Source organism: Salinibacter altiplanensis (assembly GCF_002894645.1).
In the GTDB taxonomy this organism is placed as follows: Bacteria; Bacteroidota; Rhodothermia; order Rhodothermales; family Salinibacteraceae; genus Salinibacter; species Salinibacter altiplanensis.
In genome coordinates this window covers 445,163-467,920 of sequence record NZ_NCQY01000002.1, presented here as the reverse complement: position 1 = coordinate 467,920, position 22,758 = coordinate 445,163, and the positions used below count along the sequence as shown (strand labels likewise).

The window sequence follows — 22,758 nt, the reverse complement described above, 5'->3', positions numbered from 1 at the left end:
GAAGAAAATATCGTCTCTTTGCGAACCAATATGCTGGCATTCGGTCCACACAGAAGCTACACTGTGGGCTGCACCTTGTCCCTACAAGTTTTCCCGACGCCATGCCATCACGCCGTACATTTCTCCGCCAATGCGGCCTTGCCCTCGCCGCTTCCCCAGTTCTCTCGTCCCTGCCCTCCTGGCTGTCCTCCGCAGACGGCTTCGAGTCTCTCCGTGGAGGAATTGGGACCTTCACCCAGCGCGGAGGCACCATCGGGTGGCTTGCCACCGACGACGGACTTGCGGTCGTGGATACCCAGTCCCCGAATTCGGCCCCCGACTGCTGGAACGGCCTCAGCGACCGGTCTCAGGGACCCCTCTCCCTCGTCATCAATACGCACCACCACGGCGACCACGTCGGGGGCAACGGGGTCTTCGCGCAGTATACCGACCGCTTCGTGGCCCACGCCAACGTGCCGGATCTGATGCGGGCCAGCGCCGACGAGGGAGCGGCCAACGACCAGACGTACCCGACGGAAACATTCGAAGAGACATGGTCCGAATCCCTCGGGGACGAGACCATTTCGCTTCACTACCGCGGCCCCGCCCACACGGGCGGAGACGCAATCGTCGTCTTCGAGAATGCGAACATCGTCCACGTGGGCGACCTGGTCTTCAACCGAGCCTATCCCTTCATCGATGTCGACGGCGGGGCCGACTCCCGAGGCTGGATTGAGAGCCTCGAAACCATTCACGACACGCTCGACGACGACACAATTCTCATCCATGGCCACGGCAACCCGGAGTTTGGGGTCACCGGCGGGCGAGAGGACCTGCTGGTGATGCGCGACTTTCTCTCGGCGCTCAACGAGTACGTCACCCAGCAGCGCCAGGCCGGGGCCTCCCTGGACGAAATGAAACAAACGGAAACGCTGAAGGGCTTCGAGGCCTTCGACTTCGACTGGGCCCTGTCGCTCGCCGACTGCATCGAGGCCGTCCACCAGGAACAGACGGCGGGGTGACGACGGCGTGGACGATGCCCCCGGGTGTTCGCTCGTGTGTGAGTGTTCGCTCGTGATTACCCGTCCTCCACCGCTGCCTCGGCCGACGCCTCCAGGCGATCGTGGACCTGTCGATTCTTCGCCCGATCGGTTTGCACCTCGATGAGGGCCGCCCCGCCGGACCGACAGGCCTGAGTGTAGGCCCTGCGGAGGGCGGACGGGGACTCCGGGCGATGGTACGCCAGTCCGAACAGGGCCGCCGCGTGTTCAAAGTCCCGGCCGTGGGGCGTCGTAAAGTACGGGTCGAACTCGTCGTGTGCCCGGATGGGCAGGAAGTGGAAAATGCCCCCTCCGTCGTTGTTGATGACAATCGCCACGACGGGGCGATCTTGAAGAAGGGCCAGCCCATTCAGGTCGTGCCAGAGGGCAAGGTCGCCAATGAGAAGCGTCACCGGGCCGTCGCGCCCTTCGGACACCCCGGCCGCGGTCGCCACGGTCCCGTCAATGCCGCTCGCCCCCCGATTGGCGTAGGCCGGCCCGCCCGTCCCGGTTGGGGGGGCGTGTCGGTTGAGGTCCCGCACCGGCATGCTGCTGGCCGCCACGAGCGCATGCTCCGACGGCATCTCTTCGGCGAGCAGCGTGGCCACGAGCGGATCGGTGAGAACATCCGATGCCTCCACGTGGGCCTGCACGACGGCCCCGGCTCGTTCACTGGCGTCGGTCCAGGCGTCGCGCCACGCCGTGCTGCGCTTCCCTCCACCGAGCCGTTCCACCAGCGCGTCGGCGGCCCCGGGGACGTCCGCCTCCACGTGGTGGGTCACGCGGTGGTCCGGGTCGATGCGGGAGGGAGCGGGGCGCAGGACGGCCCAGGTCTCCGGGGCACTGTCACGAAGGAAAAGACGCAGCCGCTTCGAGGCAAAACGCCCCCCCACCTGCAGAACCGCCCTCGGCGGATGGGCCTCCCGGAAGGCCTCCGCGGTCAACACAAGATCCCCGTACGGCACCTGCCCGGGGCCGTCCTCTCCGTTCAACCGGAGGCGGGACGTAAGGTCAGGAATGAGCGGCCAGCCGAGGTGCACAGCCAGCCGTTGGGTCGCCTCGGCCGCCTCGGCCGAATCAAGTCGCCCCGCCACCACGAGCCCGTGCTCGGTGCCGCCTAGAGAGTCGGTCAAGGCATCCAGCTTGGAACCCGGCGGGGACGGGTTGGGAGTCGGGTAGTGTGTGTACGGCTCTGTGTCTGCCGCCCACTCTTCAACGGCAGGCGGAATCGCGACGGATGCCTCTTGCTCCACCGGCTCCAGTGGCTTTCGGAACATGCAATTCAGATGCACCGGGCCGGAAGGGGCGCGCCGAGCCCGATGCAGTGCCTGATCGGCCGTGGTCAAGACGTAGGCGGGATCAACGCTGTCGGACGGCGGGGGGACGTCGGCCTGCCACCGCACGTACGCCCCGAAGATCTTCACCTGATCGATCGTTTGGTTGGCGCCCGTGTCGCGCAGCTCTGGGGGACGGTCGGCCGTCAGAAGAAGCATCGGCACGCCGTCGACGGACGCCTCCACCACGGCGGGGAGCCCATTGGCGACGGCGGTGCCGGAGGTCGTAACCCAGGCAGCGGGCGCCTGGGCCGTGCGTGCCGCCCCCACGGCCGCGAACGCGGCGCCGCGCTCGTCGACATGCAGCACCGAGTCGGCCTCGGGGTGGCGGGCAATGGCAACGGTAAGGGGAGTGGATCGGGACCCTGGCGCGAGAAAAAAGGTCTCTAGGCCGCTCCGCACGAGCTCCTCGACGAGCAGTTGCGTCCACAGGTAGGTGGGATTGGGCGCGTCGAGAACGGACCAGGAGGGAGGAGCCACAGGGCCGTGTGGTTGGTCAGAGCAGTCAGTCAAGAGGATTGCCGGGATGCCATTCGGGGATCGCTCACGCCCATGATGGCGGCAAAGTCGCCAATCTTTTGCTCGATCTCTTTCCACTCGCGACCCGGCGCCGACCCCTCAACGATTCCCGCCCCCGAAAACAGGGCGATCTGCGTTTCTTCTACGAGCCCGGCCCGCAGGCCCACCGCAAACTCCGCGGCGTCGCGTCCTACCCACCCAACCGGGCCCGCGTACCATCCTCGATCGAACGGCTCTTGGGCACGGATCGCCGCCGCAGCATCAGCGGTGGGCACCCCGCACACCGCAGGGGTGGGATGCAATGCCTTCAGCACATCTGCCGTCGCCGTGTCGGGCTGGAGCGTGCCGGTGACCCGGGCGTGGAGATGACGTCTGCGTGCCAGCGCCAGCTCTCCCGTCTCCTCGGGAACACGGACCGTACTGCAGACGCGGGCTAGATCGTCCTGGATGGCATCCCTCACAAACGCATGCTCCCGACGCTCCTTCGGGCTCTGCAGGAGCTCGTTCCGAAGCGCCTCATCTTCCCGCTCTGTCTCCCCCCGCGGCCGTGTGCCCGCCACCGCCTCGCTGACGACGGTCCGGCCGTCTCGTCGAAACAGGCGCTCCGGAGAGGCCCCCACGAACGCGGCCCCGTTCGCCGGTCGGACCGCAAAGTGGTAGCATTCCGGCGTCGCGGGCTCCAGGTGACTCAGCACGAGGAGTGGGTCCATCGACGCGCCGAGCGAAAGGGCCACACGCCGGGCCAGCACGACCTTGTCGAGGGCCCCGCCGTCGATCGCGTCGAGCGCCCACCGCACCATGTCGGTCCATTCTTCATCACCCGGCACGTCTTGTCGTCGCCGCGGCCGCGGGAGGGCCGTGTGATCGCTGGGTCCAGGAAGGGCCGCCACGCCCAACGCCCCGATGATTTCGTCTGCGCGGTCGGCATCGCGGGGAAGCACCAAGGTACACACGAGACGCAGCGCCCCGTCCGTCTCCACCAGCTCAAACCGAGGCAGGACGAAGCGATATGTTCCAAACGGCGCCCAGCGACGGTCCGGACGGCCCTGTGCCATGGGCTGCCCGGCGTCAAACCGCATCCCCCCGTAGTACCGAACCCCAGGACCGGCCTCGTCGAGGCGCTCGTCCAGGGCACGGCCGAGGGCCCCGTAGTCAACGGGCGCCGCACTACCCGACACGACGTCCGCGGCACCGCACGCAGCCACCGTGCGGTCCTCGTCTCGCCCCGACCAGTACACCGCCTCGGAGGACGGCTGGGCCCGCACCCAGTCAATGGGACGCATGGGCCCCGGCACCGGCACGCCTACACGGACCGTACCACAGGCAGTGGGCGACTGGATCGTGTCGCGAATTTGGTCCGCCAGGGCCGTCCGCACGTCGTCCGCCCTGTCGATGTCGTGAATGACGGTGGGGTCGAGATCGAGCATGGAGGTATGTGTGAGAAAAACGGGTCCGGGGCAAGCGGGGACGAACGGCGTGGGCTCGCCCCCTTCGTCCCGCGGAATTTGGTCCCGCGGAACGAGGCAGGTGGTCTAGGAGGCGGCCGAAGCGCCATTCCCGGCAAGATGAGCGGTGCAGTTGAGCCGTTCGGCCCGTGTCTGCCCTTCGTCAAAGACCACGTGATTGACACACGTGTTGGAGTGGCCAAACTGGGACATGTGCTCAAGGCCGTACTCGTCGAGAAGGGTCGCGAGCAGGACGCGCAGGTACCGGCCGTGCGTCACGACGAGGGCCGCCCCCCCTTCCTCTTGGGCAAGGATGTGTCGGAGCGCCCGCCGCACCCGGCCCTGCACGTCCCGGATGGACTCGCCTTCCTCCGGGGCACGGTCGTAGTCGCCGTTTCGCCAGGCCGACTTGAGGGCGTCAACCGAGGCATCCCGTTCCGGAGACGGGGGCTCCCCTTCAAAGACCCCCCAGTCCATTTCACGCAGGTCTTGGAGGCGTGTACAGGAGAGCGACTCGTGCTCCGCCGCAAGAATGTCGGCCGTCTGGATTGCTCGCCGAAGCGTGCTGGCGTACAAAGCATCGACGTCTACCGGAGCAAACCGGTGAGCGAGCGCTCGGGCTTGCTCGCGGCCGGTTGCATTGAGTGTGCTGTCAATGCCGCCGCCCTGCATGACGCCCCGTCGGTTGTACTCGGTTTCGCCGTGGCGAACCAGGTACAGGGACGTCGGCGCATCTGTAAGAGCCGGTCGCAAATCGTCACTCATACAGCGAATCGAAGGAGAGGCATGGGGAAAACCGAGGGCATCGAGTGCCTGGACGCCTCCTCACGACGCGTCCGTGTCTGTTTCCTGATGACTGTCCAGGTTGTCGAGGATGTTCTTCGTGATGTCGTCCACCTGCGGCAGGGAGAGGCGGTGCTTGAGGGCCACCCGCACGATGAGTCCCCGCAGCACCTGGTCGGCCACCGGCAGCGGGTAAAGCGACCGCCGCAACGGGCGCACGACGTGTCCGATTGCCCATTCCAATACCCCCCACCGAAGAAGCACAAACCCCAGGAGACCCGCCCCGAGGGCACCGTACATCTCGGCGGCCGCAACGGCACTCATTGCCAGCACGTAATAGAGCGCCTGCGCGAGCACATGGTCGAGCATCGACACGGCCCGCACCGCCAGAAGACTCGGAAGGGCCGGGCTCAATGAGGCCCAGGCGGTAAACAATACAAACGCGCCCCCCACTGCCCACTCCACGGATAGTCCCCAGAGCATCAGTGGCAGCACCCACACCACGACGGTACGGGCGGAGTCGATCCAGGTGTCCGCCCAGCGGAGCAACTGCCCCAGCGGCACGTGGTCAAGCACCGTCCCGGCGTACTCCTCTACGCCCTTCTCCGTAACGTGGTACCACCGTCCCCCCTCCGTAAGAAGACCGTACGGTGTGTCGATGTAAGGTGTGGAAGAACCCTCCATCCAGACCGTTGTGAACCAGAATCAACGTCTCGCGAAGCGACAGCTGCATTTGCGGGTTTTACAACTGCCAGATCTGTACAGGGGCTGGGGGGCGCGGTTTCAATTCAAACCGAAAGTTGAAAGACTTTCCCTCCTGGAAGAGCCCCTCTTGAAAGAGCAAGCCCGTCCCTGGCACGCGAGACATGCCGCGAGCAGGGGCACACGAACGTCACGCGGAAGGCCTCTGCCTCTGTTCGCCATCCCGACGCAGAACGGGCCCTTCACCCATCTGAACTCCAGCCCGTGGGGCAGACGTGAGACGACACGCCGAAACGTAGCCCTCAGAACCTGCTTTGCGTGTTGACCGAAAGCCGAGACACAGTAGGCAAAGGGACGATGAATCGCCCAAGTGGACCTTGTGGTGGAGCGCCCTGAGCGCAGCGACCGGATACTCACCGGGGGGCCGCAGGCGTTCCGCCAAACAGGATCTCTCATCCCCACCGCCCGTGTTCAGACGAACGACGGCAGGTCCAGCGTGCTCGCACCGAGAAAAGAGGCAAGAACCTATAGTCCAAGCAACACGAGCGCGATACAGGCCAGCCCCAGGCCGACGCGATTCGGGCGCGAGAGCCGTTCCCCCCAAACGGTCACCCCCAGCAGGGCCGCAATAACCATGATGGCAATGTTGTTCGCCGGGAAGACGAACGGACCTGGAAGGACTTCAATGGCACGAAGCAAAAACTCAAGGGAGGCATAGTTCGCAATGCCGAGCAGAACGCCCCACCCAACGGCCCTGAGCGTGGGCCATTCGCCGTCCTGGAGGCCCTGATACGCAACGATGATGGCCCCCACGAGGAAGGCGACCCCAAACGCCAGCAGCAAGAATAACACCCGACTGTTCTCGGCCCCAAAGTCCTCCTCAAACGTTTTCATCAACACGTCGATTGCCCCACCGGAGCAGAACGTAAGCGCGAGCACTCCTGCGGCGAACCAGTCGACGCGAGCCAGCACCGAGCGAGCCATGCCCGTCGTCTCGGCCGAGGGAGACGCCCCGGCGGGAACAGGGTCGGAGGGGGACCGCTGATGCGCGAGCAAGAAAAATGCGCCCATGGCCAGGACCATCCCGAGGCCCTGCGCCGGAGTAGGGACTTCCCCCCATATGCCCCATGATGCCACGAACGGCACGACGACGGACACACGCATGACCCCGATCGCGAGCGACATTCCCGCCACCTCAGTGGCCCACGCGAGGACAAAAAACCCGGCAATCAGCACCACACCCGCCCCTGCCCCAAGCGCCAGGACCTCTTTTGAAAGAACGAGACCCTGCTCCACTTCTCGCCCCCCGAAGCCGAGCAGTCCGACCGCCACGACCACGGCAGCGGCGTAATTCACAGTCAGGAGGGCCGTTCGGTCCAGCTGCTGCCGGCCGGCGTGCTTGAAGATCATGCCGATTGCTACGCTGCCCGCAACGGCAAAGACCAAGAAAATCATCGACCAGCCTCGAGTGCACGTTCAGAGTCCACAGTGATCCCTAAAAATCCGCTCCCAATCGTTGGGGCCTTTCTCGGGATTCCCCTCGCCGTCCGTTCACGTTAACGCTCGGAAACGAACGTGTAGTAGCGCAGCCGCGACGGAATGGGCTCCGAGTCACGGATGTAAAGATCGGGGGGCACGTGCACACGTGGCGTCACGTATCCGGTCGTGTCGGACCGGATTTGGTCGTACGAGACGGTAGCAAAGAATTCTGAGGCACGGCGCGCCTTGAACAGGTCACGAAACAGGACCCGATACCGAATCCGAACCGTGGACGGCTGAAGCGACACAAGATCCTGGCCGGACGGCACACCGGTTACTTCGACCTCCACCTCCCTCGTCTCTTCCACAAACCGGCCCGCCCGCGCAGTTATCCGGACCGCCTTCGGCTGCACATCTACGAGCCGACGAAGCGTGTCGGCGAGCGGAACCTGCACCTCGGCCGTGTCCTGAAGATTCTCGATGGTGCTCGGGGCGGTGGGCCACACGTCGACCCCCTGCACCACCGACTCCGCCCCCTCTATGTCCACGGAGTCGGGCACGAGCTGCGGGGCCCCAATCAGTTCGTAGTCGGACGCAAGGTCAACCTCCACACGACTCTGCACCGGAATTCTTCGGGTTTGAGGAGGCTCCAGGGCCATCTCGAACGAGGCCGGGGTGACGGACTCAATCTGGAGCGATGTTCCCTGCGGAAGGGTCACCATGTCCGCCACGTCGACCTGACTCGTGGTGGCGTTCACCTTCAGGACAGGGGGACTGTAAAGCAGGCGGAGAAGGTCGAGCCCCCGGCCCTGCACCTGCACCTGCACGTGTGTCGGGGGCACCTCGGCGAGGGCTTGCCCCTCCGGGGTTTCCGTCACCTCTACCGGCAACCGGACCGTCTGTGTGCGCTGCTCGCCTAGGGTGAGCGACAGCCAGAGGACGCAGGAGAGCAGCACGCACACCGTGAGGGCCATGCCACGCTGGGGAGGGGGCTCCCGCCGCGGTTCGTTGTCCGTCGAGGCAAAGAGGGGACGCAGCCAGTCCCAGAACACGGCGCCTTGGGAATCAGAGTTGGTGGCCACCAGGCTCAAGTGGAATTCGTCCGGAACGAAAAGCGGATGCTTTCACGACAGGGGCCCCACTTCGTTTCGGGGCCCGTCCCGAAGGCAATTGCGTGAACGCACGTCATTGCCCTGAGCACCGACGGCTGTCGGGGCTCGCCAAACGAGCAGAGTCCCATTCGCCTTCCGCGGAAACACGTACGGGCTCGTCGTGGGGAGGGCGGGCGCCCCTTTTCAACATGCATGCCAGGCGGGGCCGTATCTGTTTCCTTCGGAAAAGCTCCTTGGGGGGCCTCTCATCCCTCAACCCATACGGTCTTGACGTTCACAAACTCGTGGATTCCGTGGTGAGACAGCTCCCGGCCGTAGCCACTGTCCTTGATCCCCCCAAACGGAACGCGCGGGTCGCTTTTCGTCATCTCGTTTACAAAGACACAGCCAGCCTCCAGCGCACGGGCCATCCGTTCTCCCTTCTCAAGATCCTCGGTAAAGATGCTTCCCCCAAGCCCGAACCGGGTATTGTTGGCGAGGGCCACGGCGTGCTCGGCGTCGTCCGCCGCGGTGATGGACGCTACCGGGCCAAAGATCTCTTCCTCGAAAGCCACGGTGCCGGGCTCCACGTCCGCAAGGACAGTCGGGGCGTAGAAGAACCCGTCCCGCTCGAGCATATGTCCGCCGGTAACGGCCACGGCACCGTCCCCAAGGGCGCGCTCCACCTGATCGTGCACCATGTCGCGCAGGTCACCCCGTGCCATCGGCCCTACATCCGTCGCGTCGTTTGTCGGATCACCGACGGTGAGGGCGGCCACATTTTCAACCAACCGCTCCCGAAAATCGTCGAGCACGGCCCGCGTCACGATGAATCGCTTCGCGGCGATGCAGCTCTGGCCGTTGTTCTGCATGCGCGCCGTGCACCCGATGGAGGCCGCCTCCTCAAGGTCCGCGTCGGCACAGACGATGAACGGATCGGAGCCCCCGAGCTCCAGCACGGTCGGCTTGAGCTGAGCCGCCGCCTGCTGGGCAACCGCCGCTCCGGCCGGCACACTTCCGGTGAGCGTGGCGCCCCGGACCCGTCGGTCCTCCAGAATCGTCCCGACCGTCTCTTCATCGACGCGGAGCACCTGCAGCTCGTGGTCCGCAAACCCGGCCTCCCGCAGAACGTCCGCGATCGCCTCGGCGCACCCGGTGACGTTCGGGGCGTGCTTCAGCAGCACCACGTTGCCGGCCATGAGGGCCGGCGCGCCGAACCGAAACGCCTGCCAGAATGGAAAATTCCACGGCATGACGGCCAGGATGGGCCCGAGCGGCTCATGGGCCACGTAGCTTTTCTGCGCGGGCGTCTCCACCGCCTGGTCGGCAAGGAAGTCGGCCCCGTGCTCCGCGTAGTACCGGCACACCCACGCGCACTTCTCAGCTTCGGCCCGGGCCTGTGGAAGGGGCTTTCCCATCTCCTCCGTCATGAGTGCCCCGAGAGCGGGCGCACGGTCTTCGAGAAGATCCGCGGCCCGCTCCAGCCGCGCGGCCCGCTCCCCGAACGAACGGTCTCGGTTTGCCTCAAAGCCCGACCTGGCCTGCGCAAGGCACTGCTCAATCTCTCGGTCGGTGTGCAGGGAATACCGTTCGATTTCATTCTCGGTGGTGGGATTCTTGGAGACGAGAGGCATGGCTCAACAGGGGTGATGGAACGAGAGGCAACACGAAATTCCACGCCCGGCGGACGACCGGTGATCCGGCCCCACACTTGATTTTTCCTCGCCAATTCGGGGGCGTCTTCGTCGACTCACTAGATCCCAACGAGGCTGTTTGCGTTGGGAATGAACGCGCGGATCCCCAACCCCATATCTCGACGGCCCATGAGCACGTCTCTTCCGTCCGGCGTTCAGGTCGACCCGTCTGCGGTCGAGGATCTCGTGGGGCGGCCGATTGACGACCGTTCCCACTATCGGCGCGCCTTCACGCACCGGTCACTACTCCGCGTCCATCCGGACTACACGTTTCAATCGAACGAGCGCCTCGAATTTTTGGGCGACGCGCTGCTCGACGTGTTCGTGGGGGAGGTGCTCTACGAGCGCTTTCCGGAGAAGGACGAGGGCGCGCTGACCCGACTCCGAGCCCGGCTCGTTAGTGAGACCCCCCTGGCCCTCTACGCCCGTCGTCTCGATCTCGGCCGGCACCTTCTGATGAGCCAGAATGCGGCCCAAGAAGACGGGCGCGACAATCCCAGCATCCTCGCGGATGCGTTCGAGGCGCTGGTGGGAGCGATCTACTTGGACCTGGGCTACGAGGCCGCGCAAGCGTTCGTGCGGAATCGGGTGCTCGCTCCGCTCGATTTGCGGGCCGTGGCGACCCAGGACGAAAACTACAAGAGTCAGCTTCTCGAGTCCCTCCAGGCGCAGGGGCGTCCTCAACCGACGTATCACGTCGTTCGGGAGAGCGGCCCCAGCCACGACAAGACCTTCACGGTGGAGGTGCGGGTGGACGACACGGCCTACGAGCACGGAACCGCCGGCAGCAAGCAGGAGGCCGAGCAACAAGCGGCCCGCCGAACGCTCGACGAACTCACCACCGACCCTCCCGCGTCGTAATTTTGCTGGGCCCAATGAACCGACGCGTCCTCTCAGCTCACGTTTCTCAATAAACACGTCCCCTCTGATGTCCTCCCTCGCTTCTGAGCTTGACCTTGCCCTCACTCTCGCCCGCATTGCCGAAGGTGAAATCCTTCCCCGATTCCGTACCGTCAGTGTCGCCCACAAGCCCGACGGCACGGAGGTGACGGAGGCGGACCGTGAGGCCGAGCGGGCCATGCGCGAGCGCCTGGCCGATGAGCGTCCCGACCACGCTGTATTGGGGGAAGAGTTTGGCAAAGGTGGTCCCGACGACGCCCGCTACCAGTGGGTCCTCGATCCCGTGGATGGAACCGCCGGATTTACCATTGGCATGCCCCTCTTCGGCACACTCGTGGGGCTCCTGGAAGAGGGCACGCCGGTCGTGGGGGTCATCCACTTCCCGGCCCTCGACGAAACGGTCTACGCCGCTCGGGGGGAGGGCTGCCAGTTCCGAACAGCCGAGGCCGAACACGCCGTGAGCACAGACCCCGTCGAGTCGCTCGACGCAGCCACCGTGACGACCACGGCCCTTCACAGCTCCGACGTGACGGCAGAGGACAACCAGACCCCCTACCGCCTCACCGAACTGGTCCGCCGGGCCGGCAAGTTTCGGTTCGTTACGGACTGCACCCAGCACGCCCTCGTGGCCCGGGGCCGCACCCACGCAGCCGTGGACACCCTCATGCACCCGTGGGACGTGGCCGCCCTGGTGCCCTGCGTGCGGGAGGCGGGCGGGGCTGCTCAGCCGCTCGACCCGGATGCCGACGACATCGTCTTCGGGGGCAGCCTGGTGACGGCCGGCAGTGCGGCGCTACTCGACACGGTGCGCAATCTGCTCCAGCCGGACACCAATGCCGTGTCCCACCTCGGCTGATCGGGGCCGTCCGGACCTCGCCACTCCGGCCGTGGCCCCCCCGGCAGTTCGTCCGCGGCGATGAGAAGTCACTGGCCCCAACTCGCGTTCCCTTCTTCATCCATCGTGTCCCTGTCATGATCGACCGGATCGACACGCTCGACCTCCACTTCCAAGATCAGCGGCACATCATCGCGGCGTACCTTCTTCCGCACGCCGACGGCGTGGCCCTGATTGAAACCGGCCCCGGCTCTACGTTTCCCATGCTCCAGGCCCAGTTGGCCGAGCGTGGCCTTACGCCGGCAGACATCTCGGCGGCCTTTCTGACCCACGTTCACCTCGACCATGGGGGGGCCGCGGGCCACCTCGCCCGCCACGGCACCACGATCTACGCACACCGCATTGGGGTGCCGCACCTGTCCAGCCCGGAGCGCCTTCTGACCAGCGCCGAACGGATTTACGGGGACGACATGGACGCGCTCTGGGGAGAGATGCCTCCGGTCCCTGAGGCACAACTCGTCGCACTGGACGATGGAGACACGGTGTCGCTGGGAGGCGAGAAGCTGACCGCCCTCGACACGCCGGGCCACGCCTCGCACCACATGAGCTACGTCGTCGGGGACGTTTGCTTTACCGGTGACGTGGGCGGCGTCCGCATGCCCGGAGAACACCACGTCGAGTTGCCCCTCGCCCCTCCAGAGATCGACCTTGACGCTTGGCGCGAGAGCCTGACGTGGCTCCGGACCGCGGCCGACCACCACGATCTGCGCCGCCTCGCCCCCACCCACTTCGGCCTCTACGACGACCTCTCTGCCCACCTCCATCGGCTGGAGACCGCCCTCGAGGCGGCGGACGAGTGGGCCGCACAGAGCCTGCCCGGCTGGGACGACGGCGAGGAGGCCCTCCAGGACGCCGTAACGGACTGGATGCGAGAGCAGGCCGCCGCGGAGAGCGTCGGCGACGACGCCTGGGCGCAGTACGAGCTGGCCAACCCGAGCTGGATGGCGGCGCAGGGCCTGCACCGATACTGGACGACGCAGGCGTCGTAGCCCTTTCCTACGAGTCTTGGTCGCCCGGCGCCGGCAGGTTGATCTCCGGATCGTCGGGGTGCGGGCGATAGAACAGGGCCGTTCCCCCAATTGTCCGGACCACCTGCACGTCTTCCAGGGCGTCCGCCACCGCCTCAGCAACCTCCCGGACGGGGCGGGGGGCATTGTCGAGCACGCGAATGGTGACGAGCTCGCGGGTATTGAAGGCCTCCTCCACCGCTTCCAGGACGGCGTCGGTCCCCCCCTCCTTGCCAATGTGCACGAGGGGATCCTGCCCGTGGGCTTCACTGCGGAGATGAGCGCGCTGGCGGGATGTTAGACGGTCGGGCATGGGGTCTGCAATCTGAGTGAGGCGGGGCAATGATTTTCGATTTCCTCTTCACGATCTCGGTGCGGGGGCGTTCCCCTGCGGCGCCTCACGTCGCGGTGGCCGGGCGAAAGGCCGCTGGGGATGGGTCGACCGGGGCAGACTGAATGACCCCCCACTCTCCATTCACCGACCAGTCTGGGGCTTGCTCGTCGAGCCGATCGACTTGGGACCGCGACAGGCCGGCGGCCACCTCGGACTTGTGCGTTCGGAGCGCCACCACCGGCACCGGGAGCGGCGCAACGGCCTCTTCGAAGGGAGTCGTGAAGGCCCAGTGGCGGTCCCCCAGGAGGCGTCGGTAGTTGGCGTCCCCCTTGCTGATCAAAAGGTCAGCCCGGGCGAGGTCGGCCCGAACGTGCAGAGGAAGCGCTCGGGCCCGAAGCGGTGAGGTCCACACCCAGGCATCTCGCAGGCGGAGGCGCCCGGATGCGAGAGCCGTTTGCAGCCGTCGCGCAAGGGCCCGGACGGGCGCCCGGTCGGCATCGGCCAGGGCCTGAACTGTGGCGTGCACGTCGCCGACGGTGGCATCAGATACGAACGTTGGATGCGCCTTCAGGTGAATCGTCACCCGCCCGACCGCCTCGGCCGCAAGAAGACCGTCGACCAGGGCGAGGTCGGACACAAGCTCGAAGCCGGCGTTGTCGGCCCAGATGTCGACCCGGGCCGGGCGCTCCAGGTTCTCGAGAGGCAGGAGCGCCGTGGCAGTGTCATCGACCAGGAGGTGCTCCTCGGCCTGCGCGACATCGTCGTGGGCCGGTCCCTCCTCGTCGGCCGCCCACATGCTCAGGTCTGCCTGGTTGCCCCAGAGGGCCGACCGGAACAGCCGCGTGAGCACCGGGCCTGCGCCCTCGCCTTCGTCCAGAGCCCGCATGCGCCGCTCGGCCAGCGCCCCAATCCGATCCGCCGTCTGGACGAGCCCCTGGTCCTTCTGGGAGGCAAACGGATCCACCCGCGCCCCTGCTCCGGATCGGAAGTACCCCGTCGCCTCCAGGAGGCGGCGGTAAAAATACGTTTCGCCGAAGAACCAGGGGGCCTCCAGCCAGGTTTTTCCGCGGTGGGGCGCGACGTATTCCGTCCAGAGGCCTGCATCGGGGGCCTCCTCGTCGCGGAGGGGGCGAATGGAGCCGTCCGGAAGGTCGTTGCGGAGGGCCTGAATACGAGCATTGATTGCGTCCGGAAAGTCGTTTTCCGCAACGACGCGATCCGCGATGCGAGGCCACCGGCGGGCGATGGTGTGGTGGGTAAACGAGCCCGCGTCTGTGCCCCGGAGCGGGGCGGGGAGCGACGCAGAGGATTCGGGGGACTCCACGACCGAGGCAAAGGAGCGACTGAGGAAACACGGGATGTATCACCGGCCCGTACGGCCCGCCCATACAGGATGGTCGGACTCTTCTTCTCTTTTCGTCGAAAGCACAGACTTTGGAGCGGGCCTCCCGGCTTTACGGGACGCTGCTCCCCCGAAAACGCCCCCCGAAAACAAACGGGGGCCTGAACCCATCAGGACGGTAGCAGTTTGCAGCAGTCGGTCTGTCAACGCCCCTCCCTGTGCCATGGCCCCCGATTCTCCCTCGCCCGAGTCCTCGGAGTCCTCCGATTCGACCGCGTCCTTCAGTGCATCGGACGCGTCTTCCCCGGTCTCCTCTGTGGCCTCATCTTCTCGGCTGGAACGGCTTCGTAGGGTGGCGTTCGAAGCGGTCCTCGTCGCGGGCGGCGTCGTGCTTTTTCTCGTGATGCTCTACGAGATGCACACCCCGCCGCCGGAGAGCGCATTTTTGTCCCCGGCCCTCGTCGGGCTTGCGGGCATCGTTCTCCTCTGGCCCCTTCGCGGGCACAAGGCCGTCCGGGCCCTGCTGCTCTCCGGCGGGCTCTTGCTCCTGCTCTGGACACTGGACAAGGTACACCGCGTCCTCGTTCCGTTTGCGGCCGTCTACCTCCTGGCCTATCTCCTGAATCCGCTCGTCGAGCGGCTCAGGGAGCGCTATCAGGTGCCCCGCTGGCTGCCCTCACTCGTGATTACGAGCCTCGTGGTGGGCGTCTTTGTACTGTTCATTCTCATTCTCGCCCCCAGCATTTCCAGCCAGGCACAGGCCCTGTCCGACCGGGTGCTCGGGACCGTTCGAACCCTGCGCGCTTGGCTAGAAGCCTCCACAGTTTTGGACACCCTCGAAGGGGCGGGGCTTCTCCAGAAGGAAGAGGTGATCGCGCAGGTTCAGGCCTTGATCAAGGAGCAGGCCGGCCGTCTGCCCAGTGCCGCCGAGGAGCTCGTGGCCTCGCTCGGATCGGTTCTGGGCATTGTCACGCTTCTCGCCCTCGTGCCCGTCATTCTCTTTTACACCCTCAAGGACTATCCAACGGTCCAGTCGGGCCTGGTCGACCTGTTTCCCACCGCGGGCGGCCGGCGCGACTACCTCGTGGAGGCCGGGAGCATCGTGGGCCGCTACTTTCGGGGGCAGCTTCTGATCAGCACAATCGCAACGATCAACGTGTCGGCGCTCCTGTTTCTGTTTGACATCCCGTTCTGGCTGCTGATCGGGCTGCTCGCCGGTCTCCTCAACCTCATCCCCCAGATCGGCGCCCTCATCACAATGGCCGTGGGGGCCCTGGTGGCGCTCATCGTCGGAAGCTGGGTGAAAGCCGTAATCGTACTCGCCGTCCTCCTCGGCGAGGGCCTGCTTGAACAGAGCGTGCTAACGCCGAAGATTCTCAGCTATCAAGTTGGTCTGCATCCGCTCCTGGTGCTGTTTTCTCTGTTAGCGTTCGGGACGTTGCTCGGCGTCGTCGGCCTCCTGATTGCCGTCCCCATGACCGCCATCCTGATGACGGGCTACCGGGCCTGCCGCGAGGAATTAACACTCGACCTGAGCGAATACGGCACCCCATGAAACGTTTTCGTCTCGGGACGCAGGACCGGGCAACCCACTTGCTTCCACACTGTTAGCATCCGGTCTCTGTTTGCAGACTACCATTCTGCGTCCCTTTTGTCACCGAGTGCCCCCCTACGGAGTGCTTTTTCCCAACCGATCCTCATCAGACATTGTGACGCGGACGTTCGAAGCTCCACGGACCTACCGCCCCAGCGCCTCCCTCCTCGGCCGTGCAATTCGGGCCTGGACGAACGACCGCCTGCGGGGAGAGGCGCTCTACCTCGTAGCGATGACGGGCCTCACGATCGCCTTGCTCATGGCGCATTATCTGAGCTGGGCCCTCCTGGGCTCGGTCATCAATGCCCATCCGGCAGGACAGACGATATTCTGGGGAACCCAGGTCGGGACGGTCCTGGCGCTGGCCGCAATCGGGCTTGTGGGGTTTCGTCCCGCGGTTCGGGTAATGTATCGCCCGGACGCGCTGACGATTCAACAAGGAGACCGGACCTGTACCCTTTCCCCGTCCGATGTCGACAACGCAACGCTCATTCCGGCCCAGCGCTACCACCGCCACTACCGCCGCTACGCCGCCACACAGGTGTTTGTCAGTGCAATGTCGGAGCAGGTCCTCTGCATTCGCACGAGCGACGGCCCCGTGATTGTGGCCCTCCCGGAGCCCGAGGCACGAACGGCCCTACTGGATCACCTGGACGCATTCACAGCGTCCCCCTCAGAGACCGTCGCCCACCCGTAGTGGGGGGCCGTCAGACCAGACGGGACCGCTTGTTGAGGTATTCCAGAAGCGCCGTGTCGTAGGCTTCGTTCGTGTCGAGCTCCGCGAAGTCGATGTCGTGCTCCAGGCAACTGCGGCGGAACGTTTCGGTGAAGTGCTCCACGGCCTCGGTGTAGTGATCACGGAGCTGGGCAGGCTGGAGCGACACCTCCTCCCCGGTCTCTACGTCCCGAAACAGCATGGGCCGGTCCGGAAACTGGAACTGGCGCTCGGTCTGCCCTTCCAGGACGTGGAAAACAACGAGCTCGTGCCCGCGGTGCCGGAGGTGACGCAGGGCCCGCAGAAGGTCCTCGTGGGCCGCAACATTTTCGAAGAGGTCCGTAATCACGACGATGAGAGAGCGGCGCTGAACTCGTTCGGCCACCTCTTCGAGTGCGGCGGCCGCGTTGGTGCGCTGATCGGCGGCCTCCTGCTGGTGAAATTGCTCAAGGGTGAGCAGCAACTGCCGCAGGTAGCCCTGGGTCGCCTTCGGCGGTCGGACGGTGTGCACCGACTCGTCAAACCCGATGAGCCCCGTGGCGTCCCGCTGTTTGAGCATGAGGTTGTGCAGGCCCGCGGCGAGGTACGACCCGTAGTCGAGCTTCGAGAGCTCGTTGTCGCCCGCGTAGCGCATCGAGGCAGAGGTGTCCAGGACCACGTAGTTGCGGAGGTTGGTCTCCTCCTCGTACTGCTTGATGTAGTAGCGATCGGTCTTTGCGTACACCTTCCAGTCGACGTGCCGGAGCTCGTCGCCCTGGTTGTAGGGCCGGTGCTCGGCAAACTCGACCGAGAAGCCGTGGTAGGGGCTCTGGTGCAGCCCTGTGATAAACCCTTCCACGATCAGACGGGCCCGCAGCTCCATGGTCTCGAGCTGCGACACGACGACGGGATCGAGATAGCGACGCGCGGCGGTGGATTCGGCCATGAAGAAAACAGCAACTTCGGGAGTGCACCGGGCCGGTTAGAAAGTTTGCCTGCTGTTCGGTTCCTTGGGAGTGGCGGAACGCTCCTCCGGCCACAGTCCCGATTTCGCTGCAGTCCTGCTGTTCTCATCCTACCCACCGTCCACATGCCGTCCGACGACCGCATCAAAGCCCAACTCATGACGGCCCGGGATCTCGGGCGCACGCTGGACCGCATGGCCCAACAGGTGATCGAGCGCTTCGACCCCATGGCGCCCGCCTCGCCCGTTGATACGTTTGCCCTCGTGGGCATGCAGACACGGGGGGTGCACCTTGCCCGTCGGCTCCAGCGACGCATTCATACCCAGACGGGACAGGAGCTGCCGCTCGGCCTCCTCGACGTCACCATGTACCGGGACGACGTGCGCCTGCGGCTGGACAAGCCGGAAATTCAGGCCACCCGCATCCCGTTTGACGTGACCGACCGAGAGCTCGTCCTCGTCGACGACGTGGTGTTTACCGGCCGGACGGGACGCGCCGCCCTCGATGCCCTCATGGACCGGGGCCGCCCCGCCGCCATTCAGTTCCTCACCATTGTCGACCGCCAGCACCGCGAACTTCCAATCTCGGTGGACATCGTGGGGCGGGAGGTGCCCACCCTGCCCGGCGAAGAAGTGCGGGTGCGTGTCGAGGAGGTCGACGACGAAGACGGGGTGTGGCTCGTGAACGTCCCCGTGTCCGAACGCTCCACCAACGACAGTCGCTGAGCGCAGCGCACTCGCGTCCCGAGTTGTCCGATCTCTGAATCTTCCCTCCCTCGTCCCTCCTACCCTCGTCCCTCCTATGGCCGCTCCCACATCGTCTGCCCCCCTGGACCGTCCGGGCGCGCTGCACCACCGGCACCTCTTGGACCTTTCCACCTACGAGGCCGACGAGATTCGGTACCTGCTCGACACCGCCCAGGAGTTCCGGGAGGTGCTGGACCGCCCCATCCGACAGGTGCCCACACTGCAGGGCACCTCGGTCGCCAGCCTCTTCTTCGAGCCCTCCACCCGAACAAAGCTGTCGTTCACCCTTGCCGCCGGGCGTCTCTCCGCCGAGACCGTGAGCCTCTCGAAGTCCAGCTCGTCGGTCACGAAGGGCGAGACGCTCAAGGACACGGCCCGCAACGTGGAAGCGATGCAGGTGGACGTGGTGGTGCTCCGGCATCCTTCGCCCGGGGCCCCTCACTTCCTCGCCCGCTGCACCGACAGCGTCGTTTTGAACGCCGGCGACGGGGCCCACGCCCATCCGACCCAGGCGCTGCTCGACGTGCTCACGATGCGGACGCACATCGACTCGTTTGAGGACCTGAGCGTTTCCGTCATCGGCGACATCACCCACAGCCGCGTCGCGCGTTCCAACGTGCAGGCCCTCACCACGCTCGGGGCCACCGTCACGCTCTGCGGGCCCGAGACCATGCTGCCGGTCGAGATGGAGGCGGCGATGGACGTGCGCACGACGACCCGCCTCGACGCGGCACTGGACGGATGCGACATCGCCATGGCCCTCCGCATCCAGATGGAACGGCAGGACGCGGGCCTTTTTCCGAGCACGCGGGAGTACCACCGCCAGTTCGGCATCACGGCCGACCACCTCCGCCGCCACCCCGATCTTCTGATCATGCACCCGGGGCCGGTCAATCGCGGCATTGAACTGACCGACGCCGTCGTGGACCACGAACGGTCCATCATTCTGAGCCAGGTCACAAACGGGGTCGCCCTCCGGATGGCGGCACTCTATCTGCTGGCCCCGCGTCGTGAGGACGCGTAGCCCAACGGTCCCCAAACGGGCAAACTAGACTGTCGTGAGCGACAGGCGTCGAGCGCGATGCCCCCCTGACCTGCGTCGGCGTGCATAGCCCCCCTGTGCCCACAATTGAACCGGCAGCCGCCCACACATTTTTGAATGTCCCCAACGACCGTGGCGGCCTGGTGCTCTACGCACTCTCCCCCCTCACCGTCAAATTCACTCTGCAGGGGGGTGATATCGAGCGCCAAGCCGTGGAATCTCCACGCACGTCCGGACTGGCCTCCAGATCGATGGAGACGACCAACGGCCCATCCCAACTCGCGTCTGTCGTGGTGTCACCGGAAAACGGATTTCCTCGCGTCGACGGCGCGTCCCCCTCCCGAAACGTCCCCTACAGTTTCACCGCTGTACCGGAGAGCTGAAGCGTACCGGCGGTCTGGTCCATCCAGAAAAGGACTTCAAGCACGCCCTACAGAGCGGACTCCCCCACGTCGCCGGGCAGCAACACCTGCACATCACTGAGGAATGTCCAGAATTGAGAGGTTGGCCTCCGCCACGGTCGGAAGCGCCAAGGCCTACCGGTGTTCTGAGTCACGGGGCCCCTTTTGTCTCAGAACCTGTCGGGGACGAGTGTCGAGTACCGTTAGGCACGACTCCTCAGATTCCTCTCACGGATGGTTTTTCGTTCCACTCGGGCCAGGCCATTTTCCCCCCTCTGTTGAACATGGCCGCTGGTGAGGACAAGTGGGAGGACCGCGTCATCACTGCCGAGGGCATCCGGACAGGCTTTTGGAGCCGACCGAGGCGTTCCCGAACGAGAAGGACCCGTCGTCCAGACGGGGAGAGACGAAAAACCTGCCCTCAACTGCGACCACGTCGCCCCAAACTTCTATGGCGTGCATACCGCATGTGGCCTCATGCCTGACCTACTCTGAGCTGCATGATTGCGGACCGGGGAGCGAAGAAACTACGGATCGGGCCTCAATATCGTCGACCTCAAGCAAACAGACCGTCGAACGAGGGCGGGTGTCCGTCCTGGCGCGATTCTTGACCTCAACGCAATGCCAGACATGTACGCAGACAAGCGTTTCAAAATTTACTACGCTTGAGGGCCGCATCCTCCGCTCTGCGGGGAGCAAAGCGGCCCGTTCCCTCCACACCGGCGCTTCCCCCCAGACAAACTTCATTTTCCCTTTTCGAAAACAGGTTTGCGCTATGTCCGCTTCGCACGCCAACTGGTGGGCCGCCACGGTCGCCGCACTTTCCCTCACGATCCTAGTGGGGTGCGACGTGCCCACGGGGGACACCTCACCGTCCCTCAACACCGAGACGGAGATCAGCACACCACTCGTGCAGGAAAAAACCTTCACGTTTCTCGGCGGGCCCGACAGTGAATTCGACCCATTAATTGACACCACGTCGTCGGACTTCGACTCCCTCTTCGAGGTGGGATCGGCGAATAACGACATCTCGGTCGTACAGGACATCGATAACTTCGACATCGGGAATCTGGACGGCGCCCTGGAAAACGCCACCGGCAGCCTCACCTTTGCCCAGAAGAACTTTGAAGAAGAGCTCATCGACCTGAAGGAGGAAGGAGTCCCGGTTTCGGGTAAACAACGGATCGGGGACCTCGAGGTAGAACTACAGAGATCTGCGACGGCTGACGTCTCAGTAACTGGGAGCGACAGAGTCGCCTTCGAAAAGTCGCAAGACAACTACGTAGAGCTCGGAAACACGAAGATCGGGGTGCCGAACATCGCGGTTTCACCAAACTCTACAAAGGGTGTTTTCGACAGCCTACGGTTCACATATCCCGATATCCGAGTCAAGCCGTACGGGAAGAACGACCAATTCGTCGTCGAATTTGTCAAAACCCCCTGCGGAGACGGCCGCTGCGGTCCCAATGGCGAATATCAACGGGACATAAACGACCTGAGTGATGGGTTTGGCATCGACCTAAAAGACGCACGAGTATACCCGGACAAGCCGAAGATCGACGAAAAAGGGACGATCGCGTTCAAGATTGACGGCCGAGTGAATCCAGATCTGCAGGTAAAAGACGACGATAAGATCTCTCTCGGAGGCTCGACCTCACTCACCGATTTTGAGGTCCAAGAGATTGACGTCGGTGCGGCGAAGCCGTTCACAGTGGCCGTCACGCCGAATGAAAACGGCGGAGACATCAATGTTGCCAACGACAACGAGGTGCAGACGGCCGCCTTTGATGGGTTTGAGGGCATCACGGGCCGGGTGGACGGACTTGAGCTGGCGGACGTAAGCCTGAGCTTCCAGGTCGAAACCGTAAATCTCGCGTCGACCGACGCCCAGTTGTACGCGGCGATTCAAGGAAAACAGGAATCGGGCCAGGTCCTTCTTGGCGGGACAGAAGATCAGAACGAATCGCGCGGGGCCGACCGGAACGTGTCCTCGCTGCCCTTTTCTTCGGCTGGGTTTACGGACAACGGCGCTTCTCTTCCAAATGACTCGCTGATCAAACTGGGCGTTGGGCTTGAGAATGCGTCCCTGGACGAAACGGTGCGGACGCCGCTCGTGGTCGACGGGGACAACTCAAACGTAGCGGACTTCGTCAACGCACTTCCGACGGAGGTCCGCCTGGCCGGGCAGGCCGAGATCAACACGGACAGGGGCGGCCTGAAGGCTCGAAAGCCCATCTCGCTGGACGCGAACTTTTCGCTCAACGTCCCTCTCCGCATCAAGGACCGTTTCGTCGTGCGGGATACCATCGATGCAGACCTGTCCGACCTCAACGACCTGACCAACCCGGAGGAAGACGTGAATATTTCGACGGCGGAGCTCCAGTTCAGCTACACGAACGGTCTTCCACTCGGAGCGGATGTGAAGATGGTCATTGTCGACGCCGCGGGCTCGGCGATTGAGACGTTCAACGACGGCTTCGGCAACAACGACTTTCGAATTGAACCGGCCGCGAAGAACGAAGACGGAGCGGCGGCGCGTTCGTCGTCGGGCACCTTTGTCTTCCCCCTCGGGAGCACGCAGAAGGACCTGCGAGCGCTGGCCGACGGCGACAAGATCCGGCTCGTACTCAACATGAATCAGAAGGGATCGGGAGGAGGCACAGCAGCCGTCGCCCGCCTCCGGGCCGACGACCAACTAACCCTCAACCGCATCCGCCTCAAGGCCGACGCCTCCATTCAGACCGGCAACTAAGCCTTCAAGGCCTTGACAAT

At 64.9% G+C, this 22,758-nt stretch carries 19 protein-coding genes; 9 read left to right on the top strand and 10 right to left on the bottom strand.

The window, feature by feature from the left end; genetic code table 11:
* Window positions 1–101 precede the first annotated feature (101 nt).
* Window positions 102–1,001: an MBL fold metallo-hydrolase gene (locus B7R93_RS02115; protein ID WP_103019172.1), complete on the top strand. Its 900-nt coding sequence runs from the start codon at window positions 102–104 to the stop codon at window positions 999–1,001.
* Between the two features lie 56 nt (window positions 1,002–1,057).
* Here B7R93_RS02115 and menD read toward each other — a convergent pair whose 3' ends face one another.
* The 7 genes from menD to B7R93_RS02080 form a co-directional block, all read right to left on the bottom strand.
* Complete coding sequence (gene menD, locus B7R93_RS02110; RefSeq protein WP_103019171.1) at window positions 1,058–2,833, bottom strand: 2-succinyl-5-enolpyruvyl-6-hydroxy-3-cyclohexene-1-carboxylic-acid synthase; 1,776 nt, start codon at window positions 2,831–2,833, stop codon at window positions 1,058–1,060.
* Between the two features lie 29 nt (window positions 2,834–2,862).
* Entirely contained in the window at window positions 2,863–4,299 is a 1,437-nt protein-coding gene (locus B7R93_RS02105) for an isochorismate synthase (RefSeq protein WP_103019170.1), read from the bottom strand.
* 105 nt (window positions 4,300–4,404) lie between these two features.
* Window positions 4,405–5,082, bottom strand: coding sequence for a histidine phosphatase family protein (locus B7R93_RS02100; protein WP_103019169.1), 678 nt, complete (start codon window positions 5,080–5,082; stop codon window positions 4,405–4,407).
* 60 nt (window positions 5,083–5,142) lie between these two features.
* Window positions 5,143–5,784 (bottom strand): hypothetical protein, encoded by a 642-nt coding sequence (locus B7R93_RS02095; RefSeq protein WP_232797918.1) that lies wholly within the window; start codon window positions 5,782–5,784, stop codon window positions 5,143–5,145.
* A 543-nt stretch (window positions 5,785–6,327) separates the two neighbouring features.
* Entirely contained in the window at window positions 6,328–7,257 is a 930-nt protein-coding gene (locus B7R93_RS02090) for a hypothetical protein (protein ID WP_103019168.1), read from the bottom strand.
* 101 nt (window positions 7,258–7,358) lie between these two features.
* Window positions 7,359–8,363 (bottom strand): YbbR-like domain-containing protein, encoded by a 1,005-nt coding sequence (locus B7R93_RS02085; protein ID WP_103019215.1) that lies wholly within the window; start codon window positions 8,361–8,363, stop codon window positions 7,359–7,361.
* A gap of 275 nt (window positions 8,364–8,638) precedes the next feature.
* Window positions 8,639–10,006 carry an NAD-dependent succinate-semialdehyde dehydrogenase gene (locus B7R93_RS02080; protein WP_103019167.1) on the bottom strand — a complete coding sequence of 456 codons (1,368 nt, stop codon included), beginning with the start codon at window positions 10,004–10,006 and terminating at the stop codon, window positions 8,639–8,641.
* 189 nt (window positions 10,007–10,195) lie between these two features.
* Here B7R93_RS02080 and rnc point away from each other — a divergent pair, with 189 nt between their 5' ends.
* The 3 genes from rnc (at window position 10,196) to B7R93_RS02065 (ending at window position 12,850) form a co-directional block, all read left to right on the top strand.
* Window positions 10,196–10,927: a ribonuclease III gene (rnc, locus tag B7R93_RS02075; protein WP_103019166.1), complete on the top strand. Its 732-nt coding sequence runs from the start codon at window positions 10,196–10,198 to the stop codon at window positions 10,925–10,927.
* A 67-nt stretch (window positions 10,928–10,994) separates the two neighbouring features.
* The gene (locus B7R93_RS02070; protein WP_103019165.1) at window positions 10,995–11,822 is read left to right on the top strand and encodes an inositol monophosphatase family protein; all 828 of its coding nucleotides are present in this window, start codon (window positions 10,995–10,997) and stop codon (window positions 11,820–11,822) included.
* Window positions 11,823–11,938: 116 nt separating this feature from the next.
* Window positions 11,939–12,850 carry an MBL fold metallo-hydrolase gene (locus B7R93_RS02065; protein WP_103019164.1) on the top strand — a complete coding sequence of 304 codons (912 nt, stop codon included), beginning with the start codon at window positions 11,939–11,941 and terminating at the stop codon, window positions 12,848–12,850.
* A 7-nt stretch (window positions 12,851–12,857) separates the two neighbouring features.
* Here the strand turns inward: B7R93_RS02065 and B7R93_RS02060 are convergent, their stop codons facing one another.
* Together B7R93_RS02060 and B7R93_RS02055 are read right to left on the bottom strand one after the other, a co-directional pair.
* Window positions 12,858–13,181 carry a YhbY family RNA-binding protein gene (locus tag B7R93_RS02060; protein WP_103019163.1) on the bottom strand — a complete coding sequence of 108 codons (324 nt, stop codon included), beginning with the start codon at window positions 13,179–13,181 and terminating at the stop codon, window positions 12,858–12,860.
* 85 nt (window positions 13,182–13,266) lie between these two features.
* Window positions 13,267–14,526, bottom strand: coding sequence for a damage-control phosphatase ARMT1 family protein (locus B7R93_RS02055; RefSeq protein WP_232797917.1), 1,260 nt, complete (start codon window positions 14,524–14,526; stop codon window positions 13,267–13,269).
* Between the two features lie 241 nt (window positions 14,527–14,767).
* On the opposite strand from B7R93_RS02055, the gene B7R93_RS02050 reads away from it, so the two are divergent.
* Both B7R93_RS02050 and B7R93_RS02045 read left to right on the top strand, forming a co-directional pair.
* Window positions 14,768–16,099 (top strand): AI-2E family transporter, encoded by a 1,332-nt coding sequence (locus B7R93_RS02050; protein WP_103019161.1) that lies wholly within the window; start codon window positions 14,768–14,770, stop codon window positions 16,097–16,099.
* A 154-nt stretch (window positions 16,100–16,253) separates the two neighbouring features.
* On the top strand, window positions 16,254–16,835 hold the full coding sequence (locus B7R93_RS02045) for a hypothetical protein (protein WP_232797916.1): 582 nt from the start codon (window positions 16,254–16,256) through the stop codon (window positions 16,833–16,835).
* 10 nt (window positions 16,836–16,845) lie between these two features.
* On the opposite strand, the gene B7R93_RS02040 is transcribed toward B7R93_RS02045, so the two are convergent.
* A complete protein-coding gene (locus B7R93_RS02040) occupies window positions 16,846–17,778 on the bottom strand; it encodes a DUF58 domain-containing protein (protein WP_103019159.1) in 933 nt (310 codons plus the stop codon).
* A gap of 144 nt (window positions 17,779–17,922) precedes the next feature.
* Between B7R93_RS02040 and pyrR the strand changes: the two genes are divergently transcribed.
* The 3 genes from pyrR to B7R93_RS02025 all read left to right on the top strand — a co-directional run bounded on the left by pyrR (window position 17,923) and on the right by B7R93_RS02025 (window position 22,738).
* The gene (gene pyrR / locus B7R93_RS02035) at window positions 17,923–18,522 is read left to right on the top strand and encodes a bifunctional pyr operon transcriptional regulator/uracil phosphoribosyltransferase PyrR (protein ID WP_103019158.1); all 600 of its coding nucleotides are present in this window, start codon (window positions 17,923–17,925) and stop codon (window positions 18,520–18,522) included.
* Window positions 18,523–18,598: 76 nt separating this feature from the next.
* Window positions 18,599–19,567 carry an aspartate carbamoyltransferase catalytic subunit gene (locus tag B7R93_RS02030; RefSeq protein WP_103019157.1) on the top strand — a complete coding sequence of 323 codons (969 nt, stop codon included), beginning with the start codon at window positions 18,599–18,601 and terminating at the stop codon, window positions 19,565–19,567.
* Between the two features lie 1,194 nt (window positions 19,568–20,761).
* Complete coding sequence (locus tag B7R93_RS02025; RefSeq protein WP_198598554.1) at window positions 20,762–22,738, top strand: hypothetical protein; 1,977 nt, start codon at window positions 20,762–20,764, stop codon at window positions 22,736–22,738.
* The last annotated feature ends 20 nt before the right edge of the window (window positions 22,739–22,758 follow it).